Source organism: Kitasatospora sp. NEAU-CNBT7 (assembly GCF_057220535.1).
Genome location: NZ_JBXQQB010000011.1, coordinates 39,563 through 63,765, shown reverse-complemented (window position 1 = coordinate 63,765; position 24,203 = coordinate 39,563). Strand labels below are relative to the sequence as shown.

18 protein-coding genes are annotated in these 24,203 nt (G+C 72.8%); 11 read left to right on the top strand and 7 right to left on the bottom strand.

What is annotated here, in order from left to right:
- The first annotated feature begins 32 nt into the window (after positions 1 to 32).
- From AC2TEW_RS16880 to AC2TEW_RS16870, 3 genes are all read left to right on the top strand, one after another.
- Positions 33 to 1,622, top strand: a complete 1,590-nt coding sequence (locus AC2TEW_RS16880; RefSeq protein ID WP_484624165.1) for an FAD-dependent monooxygenase — start codon at positions 33 to 35, stop codon at positions 1,620 to 1,622.
- Positions 1,623 to 1,838: 216 nt separating this feature from the next.
- Positions 1,839 to 2,924 (top strand): glycoside hydrolase family 19 protein, encoded by a 1,086-nt coding sequence (locus tag AC2TEW_RS16875; RefSeq protein ID WP_484624164.1) that lies wholly within the window; start codon positions 1,839 to 1,841, stop codon positions 2,922 to 2,924.
- Positions 2,925 to 3,164: 240 nt separating this feature from the next.
- On the top strand, positions 3,165 to 3,845 hold the full coding sequence (locus AC2TEW_RS16870; RefSeq protein WP_484624163.1) for a DUF6445 family protein: 681 nt from the start codon (positions 3,165 to 3,167) through the stop codon (positions 3,843 to 3,845).
- Positions 3,846 to 3,916: 71 nt separating this feature from the next.
- On the opposite strand, the gene AC2TEW_RS16865 is transcribed toward AC2TEW_RS16870, so the two are convergent.
- Positions 3,917 to 4,591, bottom strand: a complete 675-nt coding sequence (locus AC2TEW_RS16865) for an SDR family oxidoreductase (RefSeq protein WP_484624296.1) — start codon at positions 4,589 to 4,591, stop codon at positions 3,917 to 3,919.
- A gap of 33 nt (positions 4,592 to 4,624) precedes the next feature.
- Complete coding sequence (locus tag AC2TEW_RS16860; protein WP_484624162.1) at positions 4,625 to 5,662, bottom strand: zinc-dependent alcohol dehydrogenase family protein; 1,038 nt, start codon at positions 5,660 to 5,662, stop codon at positions 4,625 to 4,627.
- A 99-nt stretch (positions 5,663 to 5,761) separates the two neighbouring features.
- Between AC2TEW_RS16860 and AC2TEW_RS16855 the strand changes: the two genes are divergently transcribed.
- On the top strand, positions 5,762 to 6,751 hold the full coding sequence (locus tag AC2TEW_RS16855; protein WP_484624161.1) for a LysR family transcriptional regulator: 990 nt from the start codon (positions 5,762 to 5,764) through the stop codon (positions 6,749 to 6,751).
- Between the two features lie 4 nt (positions 6,752 to 6,755).
- On the opposite strand, the gene AC2TEW_RS16850 is transcribed toward AC2TEW_RS16855, so the two are convergent.
- Both AC2TEW_RS16850 and AC2TEW_RS16845 read right to left on the bottom strand, forming a co-directional pair.
- Positions 6,756 to 7,121: a hypothetical protein gene (locus AC2TEW_RS16850; RefSeq protein ID WP_484624160.1), complete on the bottom strand. Its 366-nt coding sequence runs from the start codon at positions 7,119 to 7,121 to the stop codon at positions 6,756 to 6,758.
- 126 nt (positions 7,122 to 7,247) lie between these two features.
- Positions 7,248 to 7,913, bottom strand: coding sequence for a thiaminase II/PqqC family protein (locus AC2TEW_RS16845; protein ID WP_484624159.1), 666 nt, complete (start codon positions 7,911 to 7,913; stop codon positions 7,248 to 7,250).
- 136 nt (positions 7,914 to 8,049) lie between these two features.
- Here AC2TEW_RS16845 and AC2TEW_RS16840 point away from each other — a divergent pair, with 136 nt between their 5' ends.
- The 5 genes from AC2TEW_RS16840 to AC2TEW_RS16820 all read left to right on the top strand — a co-directional run bounded on the left by AC2TEW_RS16840 (position 8,050) and on the right by AC2TEW_RS16820 (position 13,049).
- Positions 8,050 to 8,772 (top strand): siderophore-interacting protein, encoded by a 723-nt coding sequence (locus AC2TEW_RS16840; RefSeq protein WP_484624158.1) that lies wholly within the window; start codon positions 8,050 to 8,052, stop codon positions 8,770 to 8,772.
- A gap of 59 nt (positions 8,773 to 8,831) precedes the next feature.
- On the top strand, positions 8,832 to 10,142 hold the full coding sequence (locus AC2TEW_RS16835; protein ID WP_484624157.1) for a cytochrome P450: 1,311 nt from the start codon (positions 8,832 to 8,834) through the stop codon (positions 10,140 to 10,142).
- 233 nt (positions 10,143 to 10,375) lie between these two features.
- A complete protein-coding gene (locus AC2TEW_RS16830; RefSeq protein ID WP_484624295.1) occupies positions 10,376 to 10,939 on the top strand; it encodes a hypothetical protein in 564 nt (187 codons plus the stop codon).
- Positions 10,940 to 10,953: 14 nt separating this feature from the next.
- Positions 10,954 to 12,054 carry a hypothetical protein gene (locus AC2TEW_RS16825; RefSeq protein WP_484624156.1) on the top strand — a complete coding sequence of 367 codons (1,101 nt, stop codon included), beginning with the start codon at positions 10,954 to 10,956 and terminating at the stop codon, positions 12,052 to 12,054.
- 257 nt (positions 12,055 to 12,311) lie between these two features.
- On the top strand, positions 12,312 to 13,049 hold the full coding sequence (locus tag AC2TEW_RS16820) for a dienelactone hydrolase family protein (RefSeq protein ID WP_484624155.1): 738 nt from the start codon (positions 12,312 to 12,314) through the stop codon (positions 13,047 to 13,049).
- A gap of 154 nt (positions 13,050 to 13,203) precedes the next feature.
- Here the strand turns inward: AC2TEW_RS16820 and gnd are convergent, their stop codons facing one another.
- Both gnd and AC2TEW_RS16810 read right to left on the bottom strand, forming a co-directional pair.
- Positions 13,204 to 14,238, bottom strand: a complete 1,035-nt coding sequence (gene gnd / locus AC2TEW_RS16815) for a phosphogluconate dehydrogenase (NAD(+)-dependent, decarboxylating) (protein ID WP_484624154.1) — start codon at positions 14,236 to 14,238, stop codon at positions 13,204 to 13,206.
- Positions 14,225 to 15,697 carry a glucose-6-phosphate dehydrogenase gene (locus AC2TEW_RS16810; RefSeq protein WP_484624153.1) on the bottom strand — a complete coding sequence of 491 codons (1,473 nt, stop codon included), beginning with the start codon at positions 15,695 to 15,697 and terminating at the stop codon, positions 14,225 to 14,227. Before AC2TEW_RS16810 ends, gnd begins: the two co-directional genes overlap by 14 nt.
- Positions 15,698 to 16,328: 631 nt before the next feature.
- Between AC2TEW_RS16810 and AC2TEW_RS16805 the strand changes: the two genes are divergently transcribed.
- Complete coding sequence (locus AC2TEW_RS16805) at positions 16,329 to 17,060, top strand: ABC transporter ATP-binding protein (protein ID WP_484624294.1); 732 nt, start codon at positions 16,329 to 16,331, stop codon at positions 17,058 to 17,060.
- A complete protein-coding gene (locus tag AC2TEW_RS16800; protein WP_484624152.1) occupies positions 17,054 to 19,510 on the top strand; it encodes an ABC transporter permease in 2,457 nt (818 codons plus the stop codon). The genes AC2TEW_RS16805 and AC2TEW_RS16800 overlap by 7 nt, the downstream gene beginning before the upstream one ends.
- A 961-nt stretch (positions 19,511 to 20,471) precedes the next feature.
- On the opposite strand, the gene dnaE is transcribed toward AC2TEW_RS16800, so the two are convergent.
- Positions 20,472 to 24,023, bottom strand: coding sequence for a DNA polymerase III subunit alpha (dnaE, locus tag AC2TEW_RS16795; protein ID WP_484624151.1), 3,552 nt, complete (start codon positions 24,021 to 24,023; stop codon positions 20,472 to 20,474).
- Positions 24,024 to 24,203: the final 180 nt, after the last annotated feature.

The window sequence follows — 24,203 nt, the reverse complement described above, 5'->3', positions numbered from 1 at the left end:
CGCAGTGCCCCACCCACCTCGGGAGAACTCTCATGGACGACCACTACCCGGTCATCATCACCGGCGGCGGCATCGTCGGCCTCACCGCCTCGCTCGCCCTGTCCCGCCTCGGCGTCCCGTCCCTCCTGCTGGAGGCGCACACCGCCACCCACGACCACCCCCGCGCCCGCAGTGTCAACGCCCGCGCGATGGAGGTCTTCCGCGAACTCGGCGTCGCCGACGCGGTCCGCCGGGCGGGGGCGCCGCTCGCCGACGCCGAAGGGCTGCACCGCGGGCCCGACCTCGCCACCGCCATCGGCGCCCTCCCGCGCCGCGCGGCCGGCGACCCCCGCCCGGTAGGGACCTTCGCGCCCGCCGCGATGGCCCGCTGGAGCCCGGTCACCGGCTGCCGGGCCACCCTCGACGCGGTCGAGCCGGTCCTGTTCGCGGCCGCCGCCGACGCGGGACCCGGGCAGCTCCGCTTCGGCACCCGCCGCACGGCCGTCCGGCAGTCCGCGGACGGGGTGGAGCTCGACATCGAGGACGTGCGCACCGGCGCCGCCCGCACCGTCCGGGCCGACTACGTGATCGCGGCCGACGGGGCGGGCGGCGGCCTGCGCCACGAACTCGGCGTCCCGTCCACCGTGGGCGCGAGCCACGGCCACCAGCTCAACATCCTGTTCCGCGCCGACCTGCGGGACCTGGTCCGGGGCCGGGAGTTCAGCGTCGTCCTGATCGACCGGCCCGGCGTACGCGGCATGCTGACCGCGATCGACACCCGGAGCCGCTGGGCGTTCCACCTGCGCTACGACCCGGCCGTCGAGAGCCCGGCGGACTACCCGCCCGCCCGCTGCGCGGAGATCCTCCGGGAGGCGATCGGCCTGCCCGTGCCGGGCCTGGAGGTGCTCGGCGTACTGCCCTGGGAGGCCCGCGAGCGGACCCTGGACCGGCTGCGCCACGGCCGGGTGCTGTTCGCCGGGGACGCGGCCCACCAGATGCCGCCCGCCGGCGCGCGTGGAGCCTCCACCGGCGTCGCCGATGTGCACAACCTGGCCTGGAAGCTGGCGGCGGTGCAGGCCGGCCGGGCCGGGGACGCGTTGCTCGACACCTACCACGAGGAACGCCACCCGGCTGCTCTGCACGCCGCCGCCGCATCCGGCGTCAATGCTCGTGCGATGGTGCCCGGCAGCCCCTCGGCCGGTCCGGACTGGTCCACGCCGCACGCCCACGGCCTGGGCGAACGCTACCGTTCCGGCCTGGTGCTGCGCACGCCCGGCGACCCCGACGCCCCGATCGCCGCGGACCTGGACGGCAGCCCCGGCACCCGCCTGCCGCACGCCGGGTGCGGCGCGGGCTCGACCCTCGATCTGCCGGCCGGCCGGTGGATCCTGCTGGGCGCCGACGGCTGGCGGGCCCCCGCAGCGGCGTTCGGGCTGCGCTGGGCGGACCCGGGGGCGGAGTTCGCCGCGCGGGCCGGGCTGGCCGGACCGGTGGCCGACGGCGCGTCGGGCGGCCCGGCGGCGGGCGGTGCCGTACTGGTGCGGCCCGACGGGCACATCGCCTGGCGCTGCCGGTCGGGCGCGGGCGATCCGGGCGCGGAGCTCGGTGCCGCGCTGGCGGCGCTGCCCTGCACGGTGGCCTGAGACCCGGGTCCGGCGGGACGGCGGACCGCCGGGCGGAGCGCCCGCGGGTGGTGGTCCGCTGCCCACGGGGTCTTGACAGGTCTATACCAGCGCGGTTGAGTCACCCTCAGCCCGCGCCGGATCCGTACCCGGTAGGCCCGTCCCCCACCCGGGCCCGCGCTTGGGCAGACCTGTCCTCGATCCCGTGCGGCCCCCACCGCACGAAGGGGTGATCACGTGTCAGTCCGTCGTCTTCTGGCCCTGCTGTCCGCCGTCGCGGCCGCGATAGCGCTGGCGGTCGTCCTGCCCTCCTCGGCCTCCTCGGCCGTGGCCTGCGCGACCGCCTGGGACTCCGGCGCCGTCTACACCGGCGGTGCCACCGCCTCGTACAACGGGCACAACTGGTCCGCCAAGTGGTGGACCCAGAACGAGACCCCGGGCGGCGCCTCCGGCGTCTGGGCCGACCAGGGCGCCTGCGGCGCGGGCGGCGGCACCACCCCGCCGCCCGGCGGCAGTTGCGACTACCCGTCCTGGGTGGCCGGCCGCACCTACACCACCGGAACCGTGGTGCGGTACACCAACGGCGGTCTGTACCGCGCCACCCACGACAACCCGGGCTACGACCCGGTGATCAGCACCTGGTACTGGGAGCCGTACACCTGCTCCGGCGGCTCCACCACCCCGCCGCCGACCCAGAACCCGGGCGGATTCCCGGTCAGCGAGGCCCAGTTCAACCAGATATTCCCGAACCGGAACTCCTTCTACACCTACAGCGGCCTGACCGCCGCACTGAGCGCCTACCCGGGCTTCGCCGCCACCGGCAGCGACACCGTCCGCAAGCAGGAGGCGGCCGCGTTCCTCGCCAACGTCAGCCACGAGACCGGCGGCCTGGTCTACGTGGTCGAGCAGAACACCGCCAACTACCCGCACTACTGCGACACTTCCCAGCCCTACGGCTGCCCGGCCGGCCAGTCCGCGTACTACGGGCGCGGGCCGATCCAGCTGAGCTGGAACTTCAACTACAAGGCCGCCGGGGACGCCCTGGGCATCGACCTGCTGCACAACCCGAACCTGGTGCAGACCGACTCGGCGGTGGCCTGGAAGACCGGCCTCTGGTACTGGAACACCCAGAGCGGCCCGGGCACCATGACCCCGCACAACGCCATGGTCAACGGCTACGGCTTCGGCGAGACCATCCGCAGCATCAACGGCAGCCTGGAGTGCAACGGCGGCAACCCCGCCCAGGTGCAGAGCCGGATCAACGCGTACCAGAGCTTCACCCAGCTGCTGGGCGTCACCCCGGGATCCAACCTGAGCTGCTGACGGGCGAGTTCACCGGACCGCCGGGCGGGCAGGCCCGCCCGGCGGTCCCACCGTGACGCCCCCGACTCGGGGCGTCAGGTGGCAGACCGCCTCGACGTTGTTGCCGTCGGGGTTGCGGACGAACGCGGCGAAGTAGCCCGGTTGTGGCCGCCCGGGTGGACCCCGCCGGGCTGCGATTTGGCCGAATGTTGACCTGTACATGGGAGAGATCGGGGGCGGTGCGTCGGTACCGTCTGCCGCATGCCGCCGATTCAGCGCAACGCCCCGGCTCTCCCCGTGCTGCCCTACCGCAAGCCGACCCAGGGCCGGGACTACTGGGTGTTCGACGACGTCCTGCCCGAGGTGGACGCCGTGCGCACCCGCTGCCTGGCGAAGGACGACTGGGTCGAGGGCTACCCGTACAAGAAGGAGAGCTGGCCCGGGCTGCGCACCATGCCGGGCCTGGCGCCCGAGGAGCTGGCCCGGGTCGAACGGCTGGTCCGCAAGGCCACCGGAGCGCGCAAGATCTGGCCGGAAACCGCCCCCGGTGGCGCGACCCTGAACCACAACTGCATCCAGGTCGTCGGCGAGGGCGAGTCCGAGGTCCGGCCGCACGCCGACTCCCGCACCCTGTGCCGCTACGCCGCCGTGCTGTACCTCAACCCTGACGTGCCGGACGAGTTCGGCACCAGCTTCTTCCGGCAGAGCCTGCCCGGCGGCCTGCTCGGCGGGAACCTGGTCGCCGCGCCGCACAACAACCTGGTCGACGCGCTCGGCACCCGCTACGTACCGCCGGACTCCTTCACCGAGGACGTCCGGGTGCCCCACCGCTACAACCGGCTGCTGCTCTACAAGGCCAACCTGATCCACAGCGCCACCGGCTACCACGGCCGCACCCTGGCCGAGAAGCGGATGACCGCGGTCTTCTTCTGGATGGCCTGACGCCTGGCGACTGACGCCCGGCACCCCGCCCCCACCCGCGACCGCGGAGTGGGGAGCGGGGTGCCGCGCCGTCAGAGCGCGCCGGTCCGCTCCTGCGCCGCCCGGGCCACCGCCCCGGCCACCGGATCCTGACCCTGCGCCAGCTCCAGCACCAGCCCCGCGCTGTGCGGGGTGTCGAGCAGCGCCGCCAGCACCGCCGCCACGTCGTCGCGGGTGACGTCGCCGACGCTGCGCCCGGCGGTCAGCCGGACCAGTCCGGTCCCCGGGGCGTCGGTCAGCGCGGCCGGCCGCAGCACGGTCCAGTCCAGGTCCCGGCCCATCACGTACTCGTCGGCGGCGGTCTTCGCCCGGACGTACGCCGCCCACACCTCGTCGGCCTCCGGCGGCGGCGGGCTGCCGGCCCCCCGGGTGGAGACCATCAGGTAGCGGCGTACCCCGGCCAGCCCGGCGGCGTCCGCGAGCAGCACCGAGGCCGCCCGGTCGACGGTGTCCTTGCGGGCCGCCCCGCTGCCCGGGCCCGCTCCGGCGGCGAAGACCACCGCGTCCGCGCCGGACAGGTGCGGGGCCAGTTCCTCGGCGGTGGCCGTCTCCAGGTCGATGACCAGCGGGCTGACGCCGTCGGCCAGCAGGTCCTCGCGGTGCGCCGGGTTGCGCACCAGGCCGGTGACGGTGTCCCCGCGGGCGGTGAGCAGCCGGCCCAGGCGGCGGGCGATCTGCCCGTGCCCGCCGGCGATCACGACGTACATGGTGGTGTCCTCCATCGGTCGGTACGCGGCAGGTCAGAAGGCGATGAGGGCCTTCAGGGCGCGCCGCTCGTCCATCGCAGCGTAGGCCGCCGGGACCTCGTCCAGGCGGACCGTCAGGTCGAACACGGGCGACGGGTCGAGCCGCCCGGCCAGCACGTCGGCGAGCAGCTCCGGGATGTACGCCCGGGCGGGGGCCACCCCGCCGCGCAGCGCGACGTTGCGGTTGAACATCTGGCCGAGGTCCACCCCGGCGCTGCCGCCGTGCGGGACGCCCACGAACCCGACCGCGCCGCCGTCCCGGGCCACCGAGATCGCGGTCCGCATCGACTCCTCGGTGCCGACCGCCTCCAGCACCGCGTGCGCGCCCTGACCGCCGGTCAGCTCCCGGACCGCCTCGACCGCCGCTTCGCCGCGCTCCGCCACCACGTCCACGGCGCCGAAGGTCCGGGCGACCGCGGTGCGGTCGGCGTGCCGGCCGAGCACGATGATCCGCTCGGCGCCCAGCCGGTGCGCGGCCAGCACCCCGCACAGGCCCACCGCGCCGTCGCCGACCACGGCGACGGTGGCGCCCGGGCGGGCCCCGGCGGCGAGCGCGGCGTGGTGCCCGGTCGACATCACGTCGCTCAGCGCCAGGACGGCGGGCATCAGCGCGTCGTCGACGCCGTCCGGCAGGCGCACCAGCGTGCCGTCCGCGAACGGCACCCGGACCGCCTCGCCCTGCCCGCCGTCCGAGCCGACCTCGCCCCAGAACCCGCCCTGCGGGCAGGACGTGTGCAGCCCCTCCGTGCAGTACGCGCAGGTGCCGTCCGACCAGACGAACGGCGCCAGCACCCGGTCGCCGGGCCGCAGCCCGCCCACCCCGGCGCCGACCTGCTCGACCACGCCGACGAACTCGTGCCCGATCCGCTGCCCCGGCTGCCGGGCGGCCACCCCGCGGTACGCCCACAGGTCGCTGCCGCAGACACAGGCGTGGGTGACCCGGACGACGGCGTCGCCGGGCAGCTCGATCCGGGGGTCGGCGACCTCCTCGACGCGGATGTCCTTCGGGCCGTGGATGACGGTGGCGCGCAACTGAGCTCCTCGCTCGGGAAAGCCTGACCGCCGTACACTCTCCCGGCCACCACCCCCGCGTCCAGCTACATCCTCTACAGAAGTGGTTAAGCTGTCCTTATGCTCGATCTCCGGCGTCTGATCCTGCTGCGCGACCTCGCCGAGCACGGCACCGTCACCGCTGTCGCCGAACTGCACCGCGTCACCGCCTCGGCCGTCTCCCAGCAGCTCAAGCAGCTGGAGTCCGAGACGGGGGTGCGGCTGCTCGACCGAGACGGCCGCAGTGTCCGGCTGACCGCCGCCGGCCACGCCCTCGCCGCCGACACCGAACCCGTTCTGGCCGCCCTGGAACGCGCCAGGGCCAGGCTCGGCGCCCTGGCCGGCCACGCCGCGGGCCCGTTCCACCTGGCCTGCTTCACCAGCGCCCTCGCGCCGCTGGCCGCCCCCCTGTGCCGGGCCCTGGAACGCGACCACCCCGGACTGCGGGTGCACATCACCGAGGCCGAACCGGAGACCAGCCTCCCGCTGCTGCGCCACCGCCGCGCGGACCTCGCCCTGGTCTACCGGTACGGCAACCTCGCCACCCCCGACCCCGCGGGCGTGGCCACCCGGGTGCTGCTCCACGACCCGCTGTACGCCGTCCTGCCGGCCGGCCACCCGGCCGCCGACGGCCCGGCCGCCACCCCGGTGCCGCTCGCCGCGCTCGCCGGCACCCCGTGGGTCACCGCGGCCGAGGGCACCGCCTGCCGGGAGGCCGTGCTGCAGGCCTGCCGCGCGGCCGGGTTCAGCCCGCAGGTCCGGCACACCTGCACCGACTTCGCCGCGATGCTGGCGCTGGCCGCGGCCGGCGGCCAGGTGGCGCTGGTCCCGCGGCTGGCGCTGACCGGACTGCCGCCCGCCCTGCGGGCCCGTCCGCTCGCCGACCCGGCCCCGGCCCGCACCATCGAGGTGGCCGTCCGTCAGGGCGGCGCCGACGAGCCCGCGGTCGCCGCCTGCCTCGCCGCCCTCGACGGGCTCGCCCGGACGGGGTCCGCCCGGGCCGAGCCCTGCCGCACACAGCCCCCGACGGAGCCCAGCGCGGAGCCCCTTACCGACCCCCGTACGGTGTGAGCCGTCAGGGCGTACGCCACTCGGCCCGGCTGGCCTCGGACAGCTCGACCCCGAGGCGCTTCAGCAGCCCCGCCAGGTCCCCGGTGTACTCCACCCGGCCGTGGCCGCCCTGGTTCGGCCCCGGCTTCGGCGGCAGCCGGACCAGCTCCACCCCCAGCAGCGTCTGCACCGCCTCGACCACCTTCGCCGGGCGGCCCTTCACGGCCAGCCGCAGCGGATCCCCGTTGCGGCACGCCTCGGCCAGTGCGTCGTTGCGGACCTCGATGCCGTCGCAGCCCGAGATGCAGATCTTGCAGTCGGACGTGCAGCTGACGATGCAGGCATCGCCGTCGCAGTCGATCGTCTGGTCGCAGGCCGTGCAGCTCACCATCGCGGGACCTCCTCGCCGGGGCGCGGCCCGCCCAGCGCCGGCCGCCTTCCCCAGCCTGCGGGCGCCGCGGGCGGACCGCACCCGGGTGGAGCCCGGCGGGTCCGGCCCCGCGGACGGCCCGCGGGGTCAGGCGACCGCGGCCCAGAACGCCGACTCGTACGCCTGCATCAGCACAGCCGCCCGCCGTGCCTCGACCGGATCCTCGCCGGCGTCGAGGCCCTCCCGCAGCAGGGCGAGCGCGGCCGGCTCGAAGCCGGGCGGCAGCTCGGCGAAGAAGGCGAAGAACGCCGCCTCGGCCTCCGTCAGCCCGTAGTGCCGGGGCAGCGCCGCGGCGACCCGGGCACAGTAGCCGCCCCAGAAGCCGAAGTTGGCCAGCAGCGCCAGCGCCACCGCACTGCGGGTGCCGAACTGCGCCAGCCAGGCCAGATGGTGCGGGTACGACTGCGCCGCCGGCCGGGGCTCGTACGCCCGCAGCGCGGCGCCGTCCATCCCGACCGCCCCGGCGAAGCCCTCCAGCAGGCCGAGCGCCTGCCCCTCACCGGCCGCCAGCCCGAGGAACAGCCCCGCCGCCGGCTCCCGCCCGCCGAACCGGGCGGCCAGCACGGCGAACGCCCGCCGGTCGCTGCGTACGATCCGGTACTCCTCCCCGGCGATCCGGCGCAGCACCTCGAGCGGGGCGGCCCCGGACCCGATCAGCTCGACCACCGGGTTCCGGGCGGCGGCGGGGGTCAGTTCGGCGACGGTGCGCCGGTACAGCTCGGCGGCGGGATCCGGTGCGGTGAGGGGGTCCACGGTGTACGAATCTAGCGCCCGCTGCGCGCTGCGGGGGTGAGGCCGCAGGCGCGTCGCCCGCCGCCGCCTTGCCTGCCGACCATCCATCAGTTTAGGTTAGGCTCACCTTAGTTGCTTCGAGTGGTGGGAGGGCCCGATGGGGTACGGTTGGGAGGGCGTGGTCCTCAGACTGCTGCGCGGCAAGGACTTCACCTTCACCGTGACCGGCGCCGCACAGCTCACCGAGCACGTCCGGCGGATCGACTTCACCGACGGCGGCATGCTCGCCGCCACCGGCCTGCACCCCACCATGTGGATCCGCGCCTGGTTCGACGACCGCGGCCGCCCGCACCAGCGCGCCTACACGCTGGTGGACCCGGACCGCACGGCCGGGACCTTCAGCCTCGAGTTCGCCCTGCACAGCGGCCCGGCCAGCGCCTGGGCCCGGACCGCCGAGGCCGGCGACACCCTCCACGCCACCGTCCAGGGCAGCGCCTTCACGGTGCCGGAACCCTGGCCCGACCGGCTGCTGATCGTCGCCGACGCCGCCTCCGTACCCGCCGCCAACTCACTGCTCGGCGCCGTCCCCGGCGTCCCCGCCGAGATCTGGCTGGAGACCCAGCACGGCCCCGGCGACGCCGTCCCGCTCCGCCTGGACACCGGCCTCCACCGCCTGCACCTGGTCCCGCGCGAGAACGGCGGCGCCCGGCTGGTCGACACCGTCCGCACGGCACTCACCGAACACCCGCCCGCCCGCACCGGGACCTTCGCCTGGGTCGCCTGCGACACCGCGACCACCCGCGCCCTGGCCCAACTGTTCCGCAGGCAGGCCGGGTTGCCCAAGGACCGGGTGCACGCCCTCGGCTACTGGCGGCCCTGACGGACCCGACCGGACCAGGTGCTGGCGGGCCGCCGGACGGTGGCGTACCGTCGGTCGCCATGGGCATCGACCAGGCGCGGGTCAACCGGATCTTCCAGCCCGCCACCTACGCCGACGGCCCGCCGTACGAGCTCTTCGCGGAACTCCGCGAAACCGCCCCGGTCTGCTGGGTGGAGGAGCCGCCGGTGGACAACTGGCCCGCCGGGCCCGGCTACTGGGCGGTACTGCGGCACGCCGACGTCAAGTACGTGCTGCGCACACCGGAGCTGTTCTCCTCGCACCTGGGCGCGACCCAGATCCGCGACCCCGACTCGGTGGCCGACCTCGAGTTCGCGCGCACCATGATGCTCAACCAGGACCCGCCCGACCACTCCCGGCTGCGCCGGATCGTCGCCGGGGCCTTCACCCCGCGCGCACTGGCCGAGCTGACGGAGGCGATCGAGCGCCACGCGGCGCAGCTGGTCGACTCCGTGCGCGCGGCGGGCGAGACGGACTACGTCCGGCTGGCGGCCGACCTGCCGGTCCGGACGCTCGCCTGGATCATGGGCGTCCCCGAGCAGGACCGGCACCTGCTGGCCGACTGGGCCGACCGCGTGATCGGCTACCAGGACGCCGACGTCGCCGCCTCCGGCACCGCGGACCCGGCCGCGCTGACCGAGCTCGGCCGGGCCGCCGTCGCCCGCCGCCCCACGGCCATGACCACCGAGGACGGCCGCCCGGTCAACCCCCGCTCGCGGGCCGCCCTCGCCGACATGTTCGCGTACGCGCACGGGCTGGCCGAACAGCCGCGCCCCGGCAGCATGCTGGCCCGGATGCGGGACGGCGGGCTGGACGCCGCCGAGTTCGAGACGATGTTCTTCCTGTTCGCGGTCGCCGGGAACGAGACCGTACGCAACGCCCTGCCCGGGGGCCTGCACACCCTGCTCGCCCACCCCGACCAGTACCGGCTGCTGCGGCGGCGGGGATCCGCGGGGATCGGACCGGCCGTGGAGGAGATCCTGCGCTACTGGCCGCCGGTCGTGGAGTTCCGCCGGACCGCCACCCGCGACACCGAACTGGCGGGCCGGCGGATCCGGCGCGGCGAGAAGGTCGTCGTCTACCACGCCTCGGCCAACCGCGACGGGAGCGTGTTCCCGGAGCCGGACCGCTTCGACCTCACCCGCACGCCCAACGACCACGTCAGCTTCGGCCACGGCCCGCACTTCTGCCTCGGGGCGCAGCTGGCCCGGATCCAGCTGCGGGCGATGCTCGGACGGACCGTCACCGGCCTGCCCGGCCTGGAGCCGGCCCCCGGCGCCCCGCCCGCCCGCCTGGTGTCCAACTTCCAGAACGGCCTCAAGCACCTGCCGATCCGCTGGCGGCAGGACTGACCGGTACGAACTGGCTGCTCCGCTTTGTCCGGTCTTTCCGTCCTCTTTGGTGTTTTTACGGACCCGGGCGGCGATCTGCAAAGCCTTGACTGGCCGAACGGCCCCCTGCATGATCGTCCCCGAGCGATCCACGGATGAGTGGATCCGCGTCCTTTCGCATTCCTACATGGGGGAAATTCGTGCCTCGTGCGCGCCGAGCGGCAGCCGTTCTCGCAGCGGCTGCCGTGATATTCATGCCTGCCGTCACGGCCCAGGCCAGGACCATCGACAACATGTACCCGACGGGGAACTACGCCCCGGTCTGCCACGACGGCAGCCGGAGCCAGGGGCATTTCTGCCAGACCGACAACGCCACGCTGACGGTCTACCGGGAGCGGTCGCTGACGGCGGCTCAGAAGTCCACCATCAAGTCCGCGCTGAGCGAGTACTACAGCCCGACCGACCTCTCGGTGACGATCCAGTCCAAGGGCGTGTACACCGGGTCGTCGGAGACCGACATCATCTACCAGGCCGGCGATCTGCCGCAGGACGTCGTCGGAATGACCTGGTGCGACGACGCCGTGGATCCCTGGAAATGCGACCAGCATTACGTGCGTTTCAACAGCAGCGCCTCGGAGGTCGGTCCGATCAACAAGTCGGACGTCTGCCACGAGACCGGCCACGCCGTCGGTCTCACCCACGGGAACAATGCGTCGCCCGCCGTCGGAAAGAACGACAAGATTGTCGGCTGCATGACGGACGACGACAATTATTTCCTCGGTGCGAACAACCGCACCAACATCAACGCGACGTACTGATGGGGAATTCCGCCATGACCGCCCGCCGATTCGGCCTCCTCGCGCTCGCCGCCGCCGCGCTCACCACGGCCGCCGTCACCGCCGTCACCGCCGGCCCGGGCTCCGCGCCCGCCGACCAGCGCCCGCGCGTGATCCTCGCCCACGGCAAGGAACGCCTCCCCTCCACCACCGCCCAGGACTGGGTCTCCTACGGGGACCGCACCGTCGTCGCCACCGTCACCTCCGAGACCCAGCTCGCCGCCTCCGACGAGGAGATCGAAGCGGGCGAGGGCTACCTGAGCCGCACGGTGAGCCTGAACGTCCAGCAGCAGCTCTGGGCCCGCAGCGGCGCACCCGCCCTGCCCGCAAGTCTCACGCTCACCGCCGACGGCTGGGCCTTCAAGGGGACGCAGAAGACCCCGATCGCCGAGACCGAGGGCTCCCGGCTCGAGGTCGGCCACACCTACCTGCTGACCCTGGACCGGCTGGCCGGCGGCGCCTGGACCACCCTCGGCGGCGGCGCCCGGGTGCCCTACGACAACAACGTGGTGGGCAACGGCGAGTACGAGGGCAGCCTGGTCACCCCCGGCTCGTTCGCCCGGTCCACCCCGGCCGCCGACCCCGACGCCGACCCGGACAGCGGCTCCACAGCCCCCGCCTCGGTGGTGGAGAACACCGCGGGTCAGGCCGGCAGCTCGGTGGCCGCGCTGCTGGCCCGGACCGCGCCCGACCCCGTCGCCCAGCAGAACTTCGCCCTGGACCCGATCGCCCGCCGGGCCGCCGTGGTCGGCGCGACCGTCCCCCAGGACACCTACTGCTCACTGGCGGCGCCGCTGGACCGCAGCGCCGGCAGCAACTTCACCGCGGCCGAACTCGGGAGCCTGCTGGAGGAGGTCGCGGGCAAGGCCACCGGATCGGCGGCCGGTTCCGCCGAGAAGCTGGCCGCCTACTACAACGGCGACACCACGGTCACCCTGTGGCAGGCCACCGTGGCCAAGGCGATGCTCGGCGCCGACCTCGACAACACCTGCCGGCTGACCGTCTCCCTCGACCCGACCCCCACCACCCCGACCAGCCCGTCCCCGACCCCGAGCAGCTCCGCCCCGGGCAACACCGGGGACCACACCACCGGCTGACCCCGCCCTGACCACCGGTCACCCCCGACGACGACGCCGGGGGTGACCGGTGTGTCCGAGCGAGGCCGAACGGCCGGGCAGGAACCCGTTGGCGCAGCGGCTCGGCCCCTGCTAGCCTCCCGGTGGCCGTGTGGGAGAACGAGGAGGTGGTACCCGTGAACGCAGTATCGACATGGGTGCTCCCCTCCGGGGTCACGGTCGGGCGATAGGTCGTCGTCCGGGAGCGCCGTCCGTGAGCTCTCCCGAAAGGCACGACCGTGCACTTCACCTCCGAGCAGCGCCTCGACGAAGGCGTCCTCGAACGCGAATTCACCCTCGGTGGGATCCCCGGTGTCCTGTGGACGCCCGGATCCGCGACCGCATCCGCCCCGGCGCCGCTGATCCTGCTCGGCCACCCCGGCGGACTGCAGGCGATGTACCCCCGGCTGCTGGGCCGCGCCCGGCAGTGTGCGGCTGACGGCTTCGCCGCGGCCACCATCGAACTGCCCGGCAGCGGTGACCGGCCCCGTTCCGCCGCCGCCGAGGAGGCCCGCGCCGATCTGCGCCGGGCGCTGCAGGCCGGCGAGCCGGTCGGCGCCGGGATCGTCGACCGGCTGGTCCTCCCGCTGGTCGAGAAGGCCGTCCCGGAATGGCAGGCCGCCCTGGACGCCCTCCTCGGGCTGCCGGAGATCGGCGGCCCGGTCGGGTACTCGGGCGGGGTGATCGCCATCGGGACGCGGCTCGCGGTGGTCGAGCCGCGCATCGCTGCCGCCGTCCTGTTCGCCGGGAGCTTCGTGCCCGCCGCGTCGTACGAGGACGCCCGCAAGGTCACCATCCCGCTGCACGTCCTGCTGCAGTGGGACGACCGGGGGAACGACCGGCAGGCGTCCCTGGACCTGTTCGACGCCTTCGGGTCCGCGGAGAAGACGCTGAACGCCAATCTGGGCGGGCACACCGGCGTCCCGCAGTTCGCCGGGGAGGCCGCGGCCCGGTTCTTCGTCCGGCACCTGAAGTGAGGCCGGCGCACCCGGCCGCCGGCAGCCGGTAGACCGGGTGGGCAACCGCCGCGGGTCCCCGCCACCCGGCAGGGACCCGCGGTGCCCGCCCCCATGACCACCGCACGCACCGACCCGACGGGGGACCGATGCGGGCGTTCCGCGGCCGGTGCGGTCAGCCGGTCTTCTCGTCGTGGCCGCCGAAGCCCTTGCGCATCGCGGACAGGGCCTTGTCGGCGAAGTCGTCGAGGTGGCGGGAGGAGAAGCGGGAGTACAGGGCGGTGGTGAGCACGGGGGCGGGCACGCCCTCCTCGATCGCGGCGATCGACGTCCAGCGTCCCTCGCCGGAGTCCGACACGCGGCCCGCGAAGCCCTCGAAGGCGGGTGACTCGACGAGGGCGGCCGCGGTCAGGTCCAGCAGCCAGGACCCGATCACGCTGCCGCGCCGCCAGACCTCGGCGACCGCGGCGGTGTCGATGTCGTACCGGTAGTACTCGGGGTGCTCCATCGGCGCGGTCTCGGCGTCCGCATCGGTGTGGCGCTTGCCGGCGTCCGCGTTGTGCAGGATGTTGAGGCCCTCGGCGAGCGCGGCCATCATGCCGTACTCGATCCCGTTGTGGACCATCTTGACGAAGTGCCCCGCGCCGTTCGGGCCGCAGTGCAGGAACCCCTGCTCGGCCGTGGTCGGCGCGCCGGTGCGTCCGGGGGTGCGCGGCGCGTCGCCGGTGCCGGGGGCGATGGTCGCGAAGATCGGGCGCAGGCGCTCGACGACCTCGTTCTCGCCGCCGATCATGAGGCAGTAGCCGCGGTCGAGCCCCCAGACGCCGCCGCTGGTCCCGCAGTCGATCAGGTGGACACCGCGGCCGGCCAGTGCCTCGGCGCGGGCGATGTCGTCGCGGTAGTACGAGTTGCCGCCGTCGATGACGGTGTCGCCCGGGGCGAGTTCGGCGGCCAGGGCCTCGATGGTGGCGCCGGTGATGTCGCCCGCCGGCACCATCACCCAGGCCGCCCGGGGCGGGGTCAGCTTCGCGGCCAGGTCGGCCAGCGAGCTCGCGCCGATCGCGCCGTCCGGCTCCAGCGCGGCGACGGCCGCAGGATTGACGTCGTACACCACGCAGGTGTGGCCGTCGCGCATCAGCCGGCGGGCGATGTTGGCGCCCATCCGGCCGAGCCCGACCACGCCGAGCTGCATCGGTTCACCGGTCGTCATGTTCTGCACTCCTGTCGTGGCTCGTGTCGTGACGCGTGACGCGGCTCGTCTCGTGACCGGTGTCGTGACCCGTGTCGTGACCGGTGTCGTGCGGGCTGGAGAGCCAGGGCAGCTGCCAGGTGGTGCGGCCCGGGCGGGCGGCGGGACCCCAGGACCCCGGCCGGTAGGGCACGGGTGCGGGCGGGTGGTCGACCAGCGGCTGGATGACCCGCCAGGTCTCCTCCACCACGTCCTGCCGGGTGAACAGCGAACGGTCGCCGGTCAGCGCGTCGTTGAGGAGGCGCTCGTACGGCTCGGGGGGTTTGCCGAGCTCGGCGGCGAAGGACAGGCCCAGGTGGACGCTGTCGGCCGACTGACCGGAGGCCTGCTTGGAGAGCAGGCCGATCCGCAGGCCGGGGTCCGGGTTGATCCGCAGCACCAGCTCGTTGGGATCGGGGTGCTCGGGCTCGTCCAGGAACGCCAGCCGGGGCGGGCGCTTGAAGACCACCCGCACCTCGGTGGCCCTGGCGGCCAGCGCCTTGCCCGCCCGGATGAAGAACGGGACCCCGGCCCAGCGCCAGTTGTCCACCTCCAGCGTGAGTTCGACGTACGTCTCGGTCGTCGAGCCCGCCTTCACCCCGGGGACGTCCAGGTAGCCCTCGTACTGACCGCGCAGGCAGCGGGCCGGGTCGACGTCGGCCATGGCCCGGAACACGTCCACCCGCCGGTCCCACAGCGCGTCGGACCCGGGGCCGACCGGCGCCTCCATCGCGATCAGGGCGAGGACCTGGAGCAGGTGGTTCTGCACCACGTCGCGCAGCGCGCCGACCGGGTCGTAGAACGCCCCGCGGTCCTCGACGCCGAAGTCCTCCGCCATGGTGATCTGTACCGCGGCCACGTGGTCGCGGTTCCACAGCGGCTCCAGCACCGCGTTGGCGAACCGCAGGAACTGGATGTCCAGCACGGGCTGCTTGCCGAGGAAGTGGTCGATCCGCAGGATCTGGTCCTCGCCGAGCACCCGGTGCAGCCGCGCGTTGAGCGCCCGGGCGGACGCCAGGTCGTGACCGAACGGCTTCTCCAGCATCACCGTGGCACCCGCGGTGAGGTTCGCCGCGGCCAGGGCCTCCACGACCGGGGCGAACAGCGACGGCGGGATCTCCAGGTAGAACAGCGGCCGCTCGGCGCCCTTCAGCCGGGCCGCCAGCGAGCGGTAGGTGCCCGGGTCGGTGAAGTCGCCCCGCAGGTAGGACACCCGCCGGGCCAGCCGCTCGAACGCCGCCGCCTCCACGGCCGTGCCGCCGCCCTCCAGCGCCGCGCCCATGGCGGCCACCAGGTGGTCCTGCGACCAGTCGTCGAGCGCCACGCCGATGATCGGACAGTTCAGCAGCCCGGCCGCCTCCAGCCGGTAGAGCGCCTGGAAGGTCATCTTGCGGGCCAGGTCGCCGGTGATACCGAAGATCACCAGGGCATCGGCGCTCATCCCCGCACCCCCCGCAGTCCGGCTCCATCGTCGGGACCGCACAGGCCGGCCCGAACCCGCTCAGGTAGATAGTTGCTCACAGGAGGGACGATATCGCCCGAAGTGTCACATTTCTGACAGGTCGTCGCCTTGTCGGCGGCGGGCCGACCATCTTCCGCGGGCCGGACGTCCTCCCCGGGCCGGTCGACCTGCGGATCAGCGGCGTCCGAGGGCGCGGAAGGTCCAGCCGGCCGCGCGCCACCGGTTGCTGGTGGTCTCCGCTGTTGGAGAGTGCGGAATAGCGGGTTGATCGGGGCGCAGACAGCAGTTGTTCACTTCGGGATGCACCTGAACCGGGCCGCATTCGATGTTCATGAGAGCGAACGGCGCCCGGCTGCCGGTGGCGAGCTGCGGGTGCCTGCGCCGCACGGCCGCCGCCTACTCGGGTCAGGGGTTCGTCAGGGTCGAGATCAGGGGCGGCCCGGAGGTGTGGACGCCGCGAACGGCCCTAGCGTCGGTACAGCGGGTAACCGACGCCCCCGACCGATGCCCCTACAGAAAAGGCGAGCGAGTGTTCCGGAACAAGGCTCTACCGGCACGGGCTTCGAGCCCGGCCTTCGTCGGTGCGGAGAGAGTGGGCGACATTGTTCGCCTGACAGCCGTGCACAAGACGTACGGCCGCGGCAACAGCCGGGTGCAGGCGCTCGACGGGGTGGACGTCGACTTCGAGGTGGGCACCTTCACTGCCATCATGGGCCCCTCGGGTTCGGGCAAGTCGACGCTGCTCCAGTGCGCGGCAGGCCTCGACCGGGTCGACGCGGGCCAGGTCCTGCTCGACGGCGCGCCGCTGCACGAGCTCTCCGAGCGCGCCCTGACCGAGCTGCGCCGCGAGCACATGGGCTTCATCTTCCAGTCCTTCAATCTGATCCCTGCGCTTACTGCCCGACAGAACGTCGAGCTGCCACTGCGGTTGGCCGGGCGGGAGATCGACTCGGTGGCGATCGACCGGGGGCTGGCCGAGGTCGGCCTCGCCGAGCGCGGCGGGCACCGGCCCGCCGAGCTGTCGGGTGGTCAGCAGCAGCGGGTCGCCATCGCGCGGGCGCTGGTGACCAGGCCCAAGGTGCTCTTCGCGGACGAGCCGACCGGCGCGCTGGACTCGCGTACCGCGCGGGAGGTCCTGGCGCTTCTGCGCGGTGTCGTCGAGGAGCGCGGGCAGACGGTGGTCATGGTCACGCACGACCCGGTGGCGGCCGCGTACTCGCAGCGGGTGGTCTTCCTCGCCGATGGCAGGGTGACCGGCGAGCTGTTCGAGCCGACGGCCGAGACCGTGGCCTTGCGGATGGCCGCGCTGGAGCCCGGCGGGAGCGAGGCGAACCCGTGCTGAAGATCGCCGTAGCCACCCTGCGTCACCGTTTGATGGGCTTCGTGGGCGCCTTCCTCGCCCTCGCGCTCGGCACGACGATGATCGGCATGATGACGCTGACCCTGGCGGCCACCTTCGGCACGCCGCACCCGGGGCCGCAGCGGTTCAAGGAAGCCCAGGTCGTGGTCGCGCCGGAAGGCTTCGAGGGGCGGCCGATGAAGGCCCCGGCGGTGCTGCCGGCCGAGGTCGTGACGAAGGTGAGTGCGGCGGGTAAGGCCACACCCGACCGCAGCTTCCCGGTGCGGCTGAACCCCGGTTCCGCAGGGACGACCGGTCATCCCTGGTCGTCGGCCGCGTTCGCGGGCTACCACCTGGTGGCCGGACGCGCGCCGCAGGCCCCGGACGAGGTCGTCGTCGGTGGTGGCGACCGGTCGCTGATCGGGCGTCAGGCCCAAGCCGCCACCTCCGACGGCGCCAGCCGTTACCGAGTGGTGGGGGTCACCGACGCGCTCTGGTTCGAGAGTGCGGTCTTCTTCAGCGATGTCGAGGCCGAGCGCTTGTCGCCCGGCGTCAACGCCCTGGTCACCGGCCAGAACGCCAAGCAGCTGTCCGCCCTCGTGGGCGGTCACGCCATGGTTCTCAGTGGCGATGACCTCACCAGGCTCGACGCCGACTCCACCGGCGGCGCCCAGGCACTGGCCAACGCCCAGGCGATGGCGGGCAGTACAACCGGACTCGCGGTGTTCGTCGCGGTGTTCGTCGTCATCGCGACCTTCGCCTTCGCCACCGAGCAGCGCCGCCGTGAACTGGCGCTGATGCGGCTGGTGGGCGCCGCGCCCCGGCAGGTGCGGCGCATGGTGCTCGGCGAGGCGCTGCTGATCGGCCTGGCCGCGGCGGTCGCCGGCTGCGTCCTCGCCCCGCTGTGCACCGTGCCGCTGCGCTCCTGGATGCTCGACCACAACGTGGCCCCGTCCTGGTTCACCATCCCCTTCAACCCCCTGCCGTTGCTGCTCTCCTTCGTCATCGGTGTGACCGCGGCGCTGGCCGGCTCGGCCGCCACCCTGGTCCGGGTCTCACTGGTCCGCCCGATCGAGGTGTTGCGCGAGAGCGCGGTGGAGCGCCGCGTCATGACACCCGTGCGGTGGCTGCTGGGGACCGGGATGCTGATCGGCGCCGTCGTCGCGGGGATCGTCATCGGCCGAACCGAGCCGTACCTGGCGGCCACCGCGCGCAAGTACGAGGTGGTCCCGGTGCTGTACGTCGGCGCGGTCACCCTGCTGGCGCCGATCCTGCTGCGGCCGGTCACCCGGCTGCTGATCGGCCCGCTGCGCGGCTCGGCCAAGGCCGGCCCGCTGCTGGTGCGCGAGAACCTCCTCACCTCCCGGCGGCGTACGGCCGCCACGGTGGCGCCGATCGTGGTGGCCGTCGGGCTGGTCGCCACCCTGCTGACGATGCAGAAGTCCGGTGACGCCGTGGTGCTCTCCCGCCAGCAGCAGGAGATCCACGCGGCCGATGTGGTGGTGCCCGGCGGCGCGGGGATCGACGCGCGGACGCTGGAGAAGCTGGCGGCCGTGCCCGGCGTGCGGGTCACCCCGGTCACCTCGATGAACATCCGGATCGGCACCGCGAAGGGCGACCAGATCGACTCGCTGAGCACGAACGCGGTGCCCGCGGCGGCGCTGGGCACAACCGTCACCCCGCCCGTGCTCTTCGGCTCGCTCACGTCGCTGCCCGAGAACTTCCTGGTCATCGACGAGCACGCGGCCGAATCCAACGGCCTGTCGGTCGGGGACCAGGTGGTCACCCTACTGCCGACCGGCGCGCGGGTCCCGACCGTCATCGTGGCGGTCGTCGCACGCGGCCTGAGCGGCGACGACACCTACCTATCCGCATCGCTGACCGGCGCGCTGACGCCCAGCCGGGTCTACCTCGACTCCAAGACCGGCACGGGCCTGCCGCTCGACGAGCAGCAGACGGTGGCGGTGAACCAGGCGCTGGCCGGCTCCGGTGCGCACGCCGTGACCTACGACGCCTACCTGCAAGTCCAGCGCGCGCACGCCGCGGAGCAGACGGACAACGCCGCGGTGATCATCCTGGGGATCGCGCTGGCCTACGCGCTGATCGCGGTCGCCAACACCTTGATTATGGCGACGGCCGGGCGGCGGCGGGAGTTCGCCCTGCTCGGGCTGGCCGGCACGGTGCGCGGCCAGATCGTGAAGGTGGCCGCGGCCGAGTCGGCCGTCGCGGTGGTCGTCGGCACCGTCCTCGCCGCCGTGGCGACCGTCCTCGCTGCGGTGACCCAGCACGTCTCGCTGAGCAGGCTCGTGACCGGCGCGCCGACGGTGATCCCGTGGCCCCAGATCGGGGGGACCATCGCGCTCTGCGCCCTCGTCACCGTGGTCACCGCGTCGGGAGCGACCTGGCGTGCGACCCGCCGGCGGGCGATCGAAGCCGCAGGCATCCGGGAGTAGGGCACAGCCGGGACCATGCGCGGGCCGCTACCGGACCGAGCTGACGAGCGCCGTCACCGCGGTGCACGGCGGCGAGTCAGCGTGTGGCAGCCACGGCCGCCAGCTGGGATGGCTGCCTCTGGCCACGGCCAAACCGCAACCCCTTCCTCTCTACCGAGTTCGTCTACGGCCCGGATGGCGAAGACATGTACGAGGACCGGATGGGCCCGGCTTGGTCGACGAGTTGGAGAACAAGGCCATCGAGGGGTTCGGGCAGCTCAAGGGGAAGCTGTTGAAGCTTTGGGGCGACGCCTTGCTTGTTCTGGATCACGTGCGCGGTGGTGAGCTGGCAGATCATGGAAGGCTTCTGGGTACAGAGCAGAACCAGCAGGCCGGCAACCCGGTCTTTGAGCTCGACCGAGTCGTCGCTAAGGAGGCGTCGCGCGATGGCCCAACGCTCATCGGCGTCGAGCGGAACCTCGTGAACTACCCTTGGAAGCCTTGGAATTGTGATGCCGGCGGCGTGATTGTTTCGGGCTGCCCAAGTCACGAACGGCTGGGCACCGTAGTTTCCCTGATCGCCGCGATCGGCCAGCCAGAGGCCTCGGCGACCGCCAGGTCGGGCGAGTCGCGGATGCCGTCGGTGCCCGGCTCGAACGCGGCGCCCCGGACGGTGACGCGCCCTGCCGGCCACGGTGCCGCCGAGCGGCTCGCGGGCGGGCTCGGCGGTGCGCTCGCGGCGCCCGCGGCGCGCGGCCTGACCGTGTCGACCTGGTGGGGAGTCCCACGGCCCGGTCCGCGCCCGTACGCCCGGGACGGGATGCGCCGCCGGGGCGGCCTCCGCCGCGCTGTCCGCGGTGGAGGACCTGCCCGGCCGGGCCGGCGACACCGGCGACGGGCCGCGGGGGATCGAGTTCCTCCACCGGGCCCCGCCGGGGGCCCGGTGTCAAAGCCCGAACCGTGGCCCCGGTCCGGCCGGCCGTTACACCGTTCCCATCCAGGCGTGGGTGCCGAGGGCGGTCTTGATGTCCGAGGCGAGGCCGTGGTCCGTGGTCACCCGCAGGCCGAGCTCGTACAGGGTGTTCTTGTCCCAGTTGGTGGTGAGCAGGCGCACCGGTACGTCCCCCGGGTGGTCCTGGAGGACCCGCTTGAGTTCGGCGACCAGGTCGGGGGTGATCCGCCTGGTCGGGATGGAGATCTGGACGGGGGGCTTGGTGCCGAGTTCGGCGGAGGAGATGTCGAGGGTGGTGATCTCCTGCCCGAAGATGCTCAGGCTGCCGTCGCGTTCGTTGAGCCGTCCCCGGGCCGAGATGACGTTGTCCTCGACCATCTGGTCGGCCATCAGGTTGTAGGTGGCGGGGAAGAACAGCACCTCGACCGAGCCGTCGCGGTCGGCGAGCGTGATGATGGCCCAGGCGTTGCCGGCCTTGTTGATCCGGCGGTCGACCGCCGTGATCAGGCCGGCCAGCTTGACCTCGCCCTCGGTGCGGCCGGAGCCCATGAGTTCGGCGATCGAGGTGTCGCGGTTGCGGGAGAGGATGTGCTCGGCGCCGTCGAGCGGGTGGCTGGAGACGTACAAGCCGAGCATCTCCCGTTCCAGGCTGAGCAGTTGCTTGCGCGGCCACTCCCGCTCGCTGAGTTCGAAGTCCAGGCCGATGGTGGGGGTGTCGTCGCCGCCGAGCGCGCCGAAGAGGTCGTCCTGGCCGATCGCCTGTTGCTTCTTGACGCCGGTGACCGCGTCGATGGCGCTCTCGTGGACGGTGCTCAGGGACAGCCGGGTGTGGCCGAGGGAGTCGAACGCGCCGGCCTTGACGAGGGAGTCGACGGTGCGCTTGTTGCACACCACCAGTTCGACCTTGTCCAGGAAGTCGGCGAACGAGGCGTACTTGCCCTTCTCCTCGCGGGTCCCGACCAGCGATTCGATCACCGGCACGCCGACGTTGCGGACGGCCTTGAGGCCGAAGCGGACGTCGCTGCCGACGGCGGTGAAGTCGACCACGGACTCGTTGACGTCGGGGGAGAGGATCTTGATGCCCATCTGGCGGCACTCGGCCAGGTAGACCGCCATCTTGTCCTTGTCGTCGGCCACCGAGGTGAGCAGCGCGGCCATGTACTCGGCCGGGTAGTTCGCCTTGAGATAGGCCGTCTGGTACGACACCAGGCCGTACGCGGCCGAGTGCGACTTGTTGAAGGCGTAGCCGGCGAACGGCACCAGGACGTCCCACACGGCCTTGATCGCCTCGTCGGAGTAGCCGCGCTCGTGGCAGCCGGCCTGGAACGGGATGAACTCCTTCTCCAGCACCTCCTTCTTCTTCTTGCCCATCGCGCGGCGGAGCAGGTCGGCCTGGCCGAGGCTGTAGCCGGCCAGCACCTGCGCCGCTCGCTGCACCTGCTCCTGGTAGACGATCAGGCCGTAGGTGGGGCCGAGGACCTCGCTCAGCGGGGTCTCCAGCTCGGGGTGGATCGGGATGATCTCCTGCTGGCCGTTCTTGCGGAGCGCGTAGTTGGTGTGCGAGTTCATGCCCATCGGGCCGGGCCGGTAGAGCGCGGAAACGGCGGAGATGTCGGCGAACTCGGTGGGTTTCATCAGGCGCAGCAGGGCGCGCATCGGGCCGCCGTCGAGCTGGAAGACGCCCAGGGTGTCGCCGCGGGCCAGGAGTTGGTAGGTGGTGGGGTCGTCGAGCGGGATCTTCTCGATGTCGATGTCGGTGCCGCGGTTGGCCTTGACGATCTTGATGCAGTGGTCGATGATCCCCAGGTTCCGCAGGCCCAGGAAGTCCATCTTGATCAGGCCCATGGCTTCGCACGACGGGTAGTCGAAGCCGGTGATGATCACGCCGTCCTTGTCCCGCTTGTGCAGCGGGATCAGGTCGAGCAGCGGGGTCGAGGAGAGGATGACGGCGGCGGCGTGCACGCCGGTGCCGCGGATCAGGCCCTCGATGCCCCGGCCGGTGTCGATGATCTTCTTGACGTCGGGTTCGTTGTCGTAGAGCGCCCGGATCTCGGTGCCCTCGTTGTAGCGCGGGTGGCTCTCGTTGAACAGGTCCGCCAGCGGGACGCCCTTGCCCATCACGTCCGGCGGCATCGCCTTGGTGATCCGGTCGCCCATCGCGAACGGGTAGCCGAGGATGCGGTTGGCGTCCTTGACGGCGGCCTTGGCCTTGATGGTGCCGAAGGTGTTCACCTGCGCCGTGTACGCCGAGCCGTACTTGTCGGTGACGTAGCGCACCATCTGGTCGCGCTGGCGGTCGTCGAAGTCGATGTCGACGTCCGGGGGGTTGATGCGCTCGGGGTTCAGGAACCGCTCGAACAGCAGGTCGTGCTCGAGCGGGTCCAGTTCGGTGATCCGGGTCAGGTACGCGACCATCGACCCGGCCGCCGAGCCGCGGCCCGGGCCGACCGGGATGCCGTTGTCCCGGGCGTACTGGCAGATGTCCGCGACCACGAGGAAGTACGCGTCGAACCCCATCGGGGAGATGACGCCCATCTCCAGCTCGATCCGGTCCAGCACCTCCTGGCTCGGGTTGTCGCCGTAGCGGATCTTCAGCCCGGCGGCGATCTTCTTGCGCAGGTACGACGCCTGGGTCTCGCCCTCGGGCACGTCGAACTGCGGCATCCGGTCGACGTAGGTGAAGACCTCCTCGTACGACTCGATCCGCTCGGCGATCAGCAGGGTGTTGTCGCAGGCCTGCGGCAGCTCGCGGAACAGCTCGCGCATCTCCGCCGCGGTCTTGATGTAGTAGCCGGTGCCCTGGAACTTGAAGCGGTTCGGGTCGTCCTTGTTCTTGCCCACGCCGACGCAGAGCAGGCTGTCGTGCGCGTCCGCCTGGTCGGCGGTCACGTAGTGGGAGTCGTTGGTCGCCAGCAGCGGGATGTTCAGCTGCTGGGCGAGGCGCAGCAGGTCCTGGCGGACGTCCCGCTCGATGGACAGGTCGTGGTCCATCAGCTCCAGGAAGTAGTTCTCCTTGCCGAAGATGTCCTGGTACGCGCCGGCCGCCTTGACCGCCTCCTCGTACTGCCCGAGGCGCAGCCGGGTCTGCACCTCGCCCGAGGGGCAGCCGGTGGTGGCGATGATGCCGGTCGCGTTGGCGGCGATCAGCTCGCGGTCCATCCGGGGCTTCATGTAGTAGCCCTCCATCGACGCGAGCGAGGAGAGCTTGAAGAGGTTGCGCAGGCCGGTGGCGTTCTCGGCCCACATCGTCATGTGGGTGTAGCGGCCGCCGCCGGAGACGTCCTTGCCACCCTCGCCGTCCGCACCGGACGGGCGCTGGCCGCCGGGCGACCAGAACACCTGCTTCTTCTCGAACCGCGAGCCCGGCGCGACGTACGCCTCGATGCCGATGATCGGCTTCACCCCGGTCTTCGCGGCGGCGTGGAAGAACTCGTACGCGCCGAACATGTTGCCGTGGTCGCTCATCGCGATCGCGGGCATGCCCTGTCTCTCGGCCTCCGCGAACAGCTTGCCGTTCTTTGCCGCGCCGTCCAGCATCGAGTACTCGGTGTGGACGTGCAGATGGGCGAAGGTGTCGGACACTGCGCTGGGTCTCCTTGCAGATCGGGCGACCGGAGGAAGTGCCCCACCCTAACGGTCGGGGCCGCGCGACTCGCCGGGAGCGGGCGGACGGGCGGATGTCCTTGACGTACTCCCCACGCCGCGCCGAGCGGCGGAACGGGTCCACTTCCCCGTACCCGCCCGTGTCCTGCCCGGACGGCG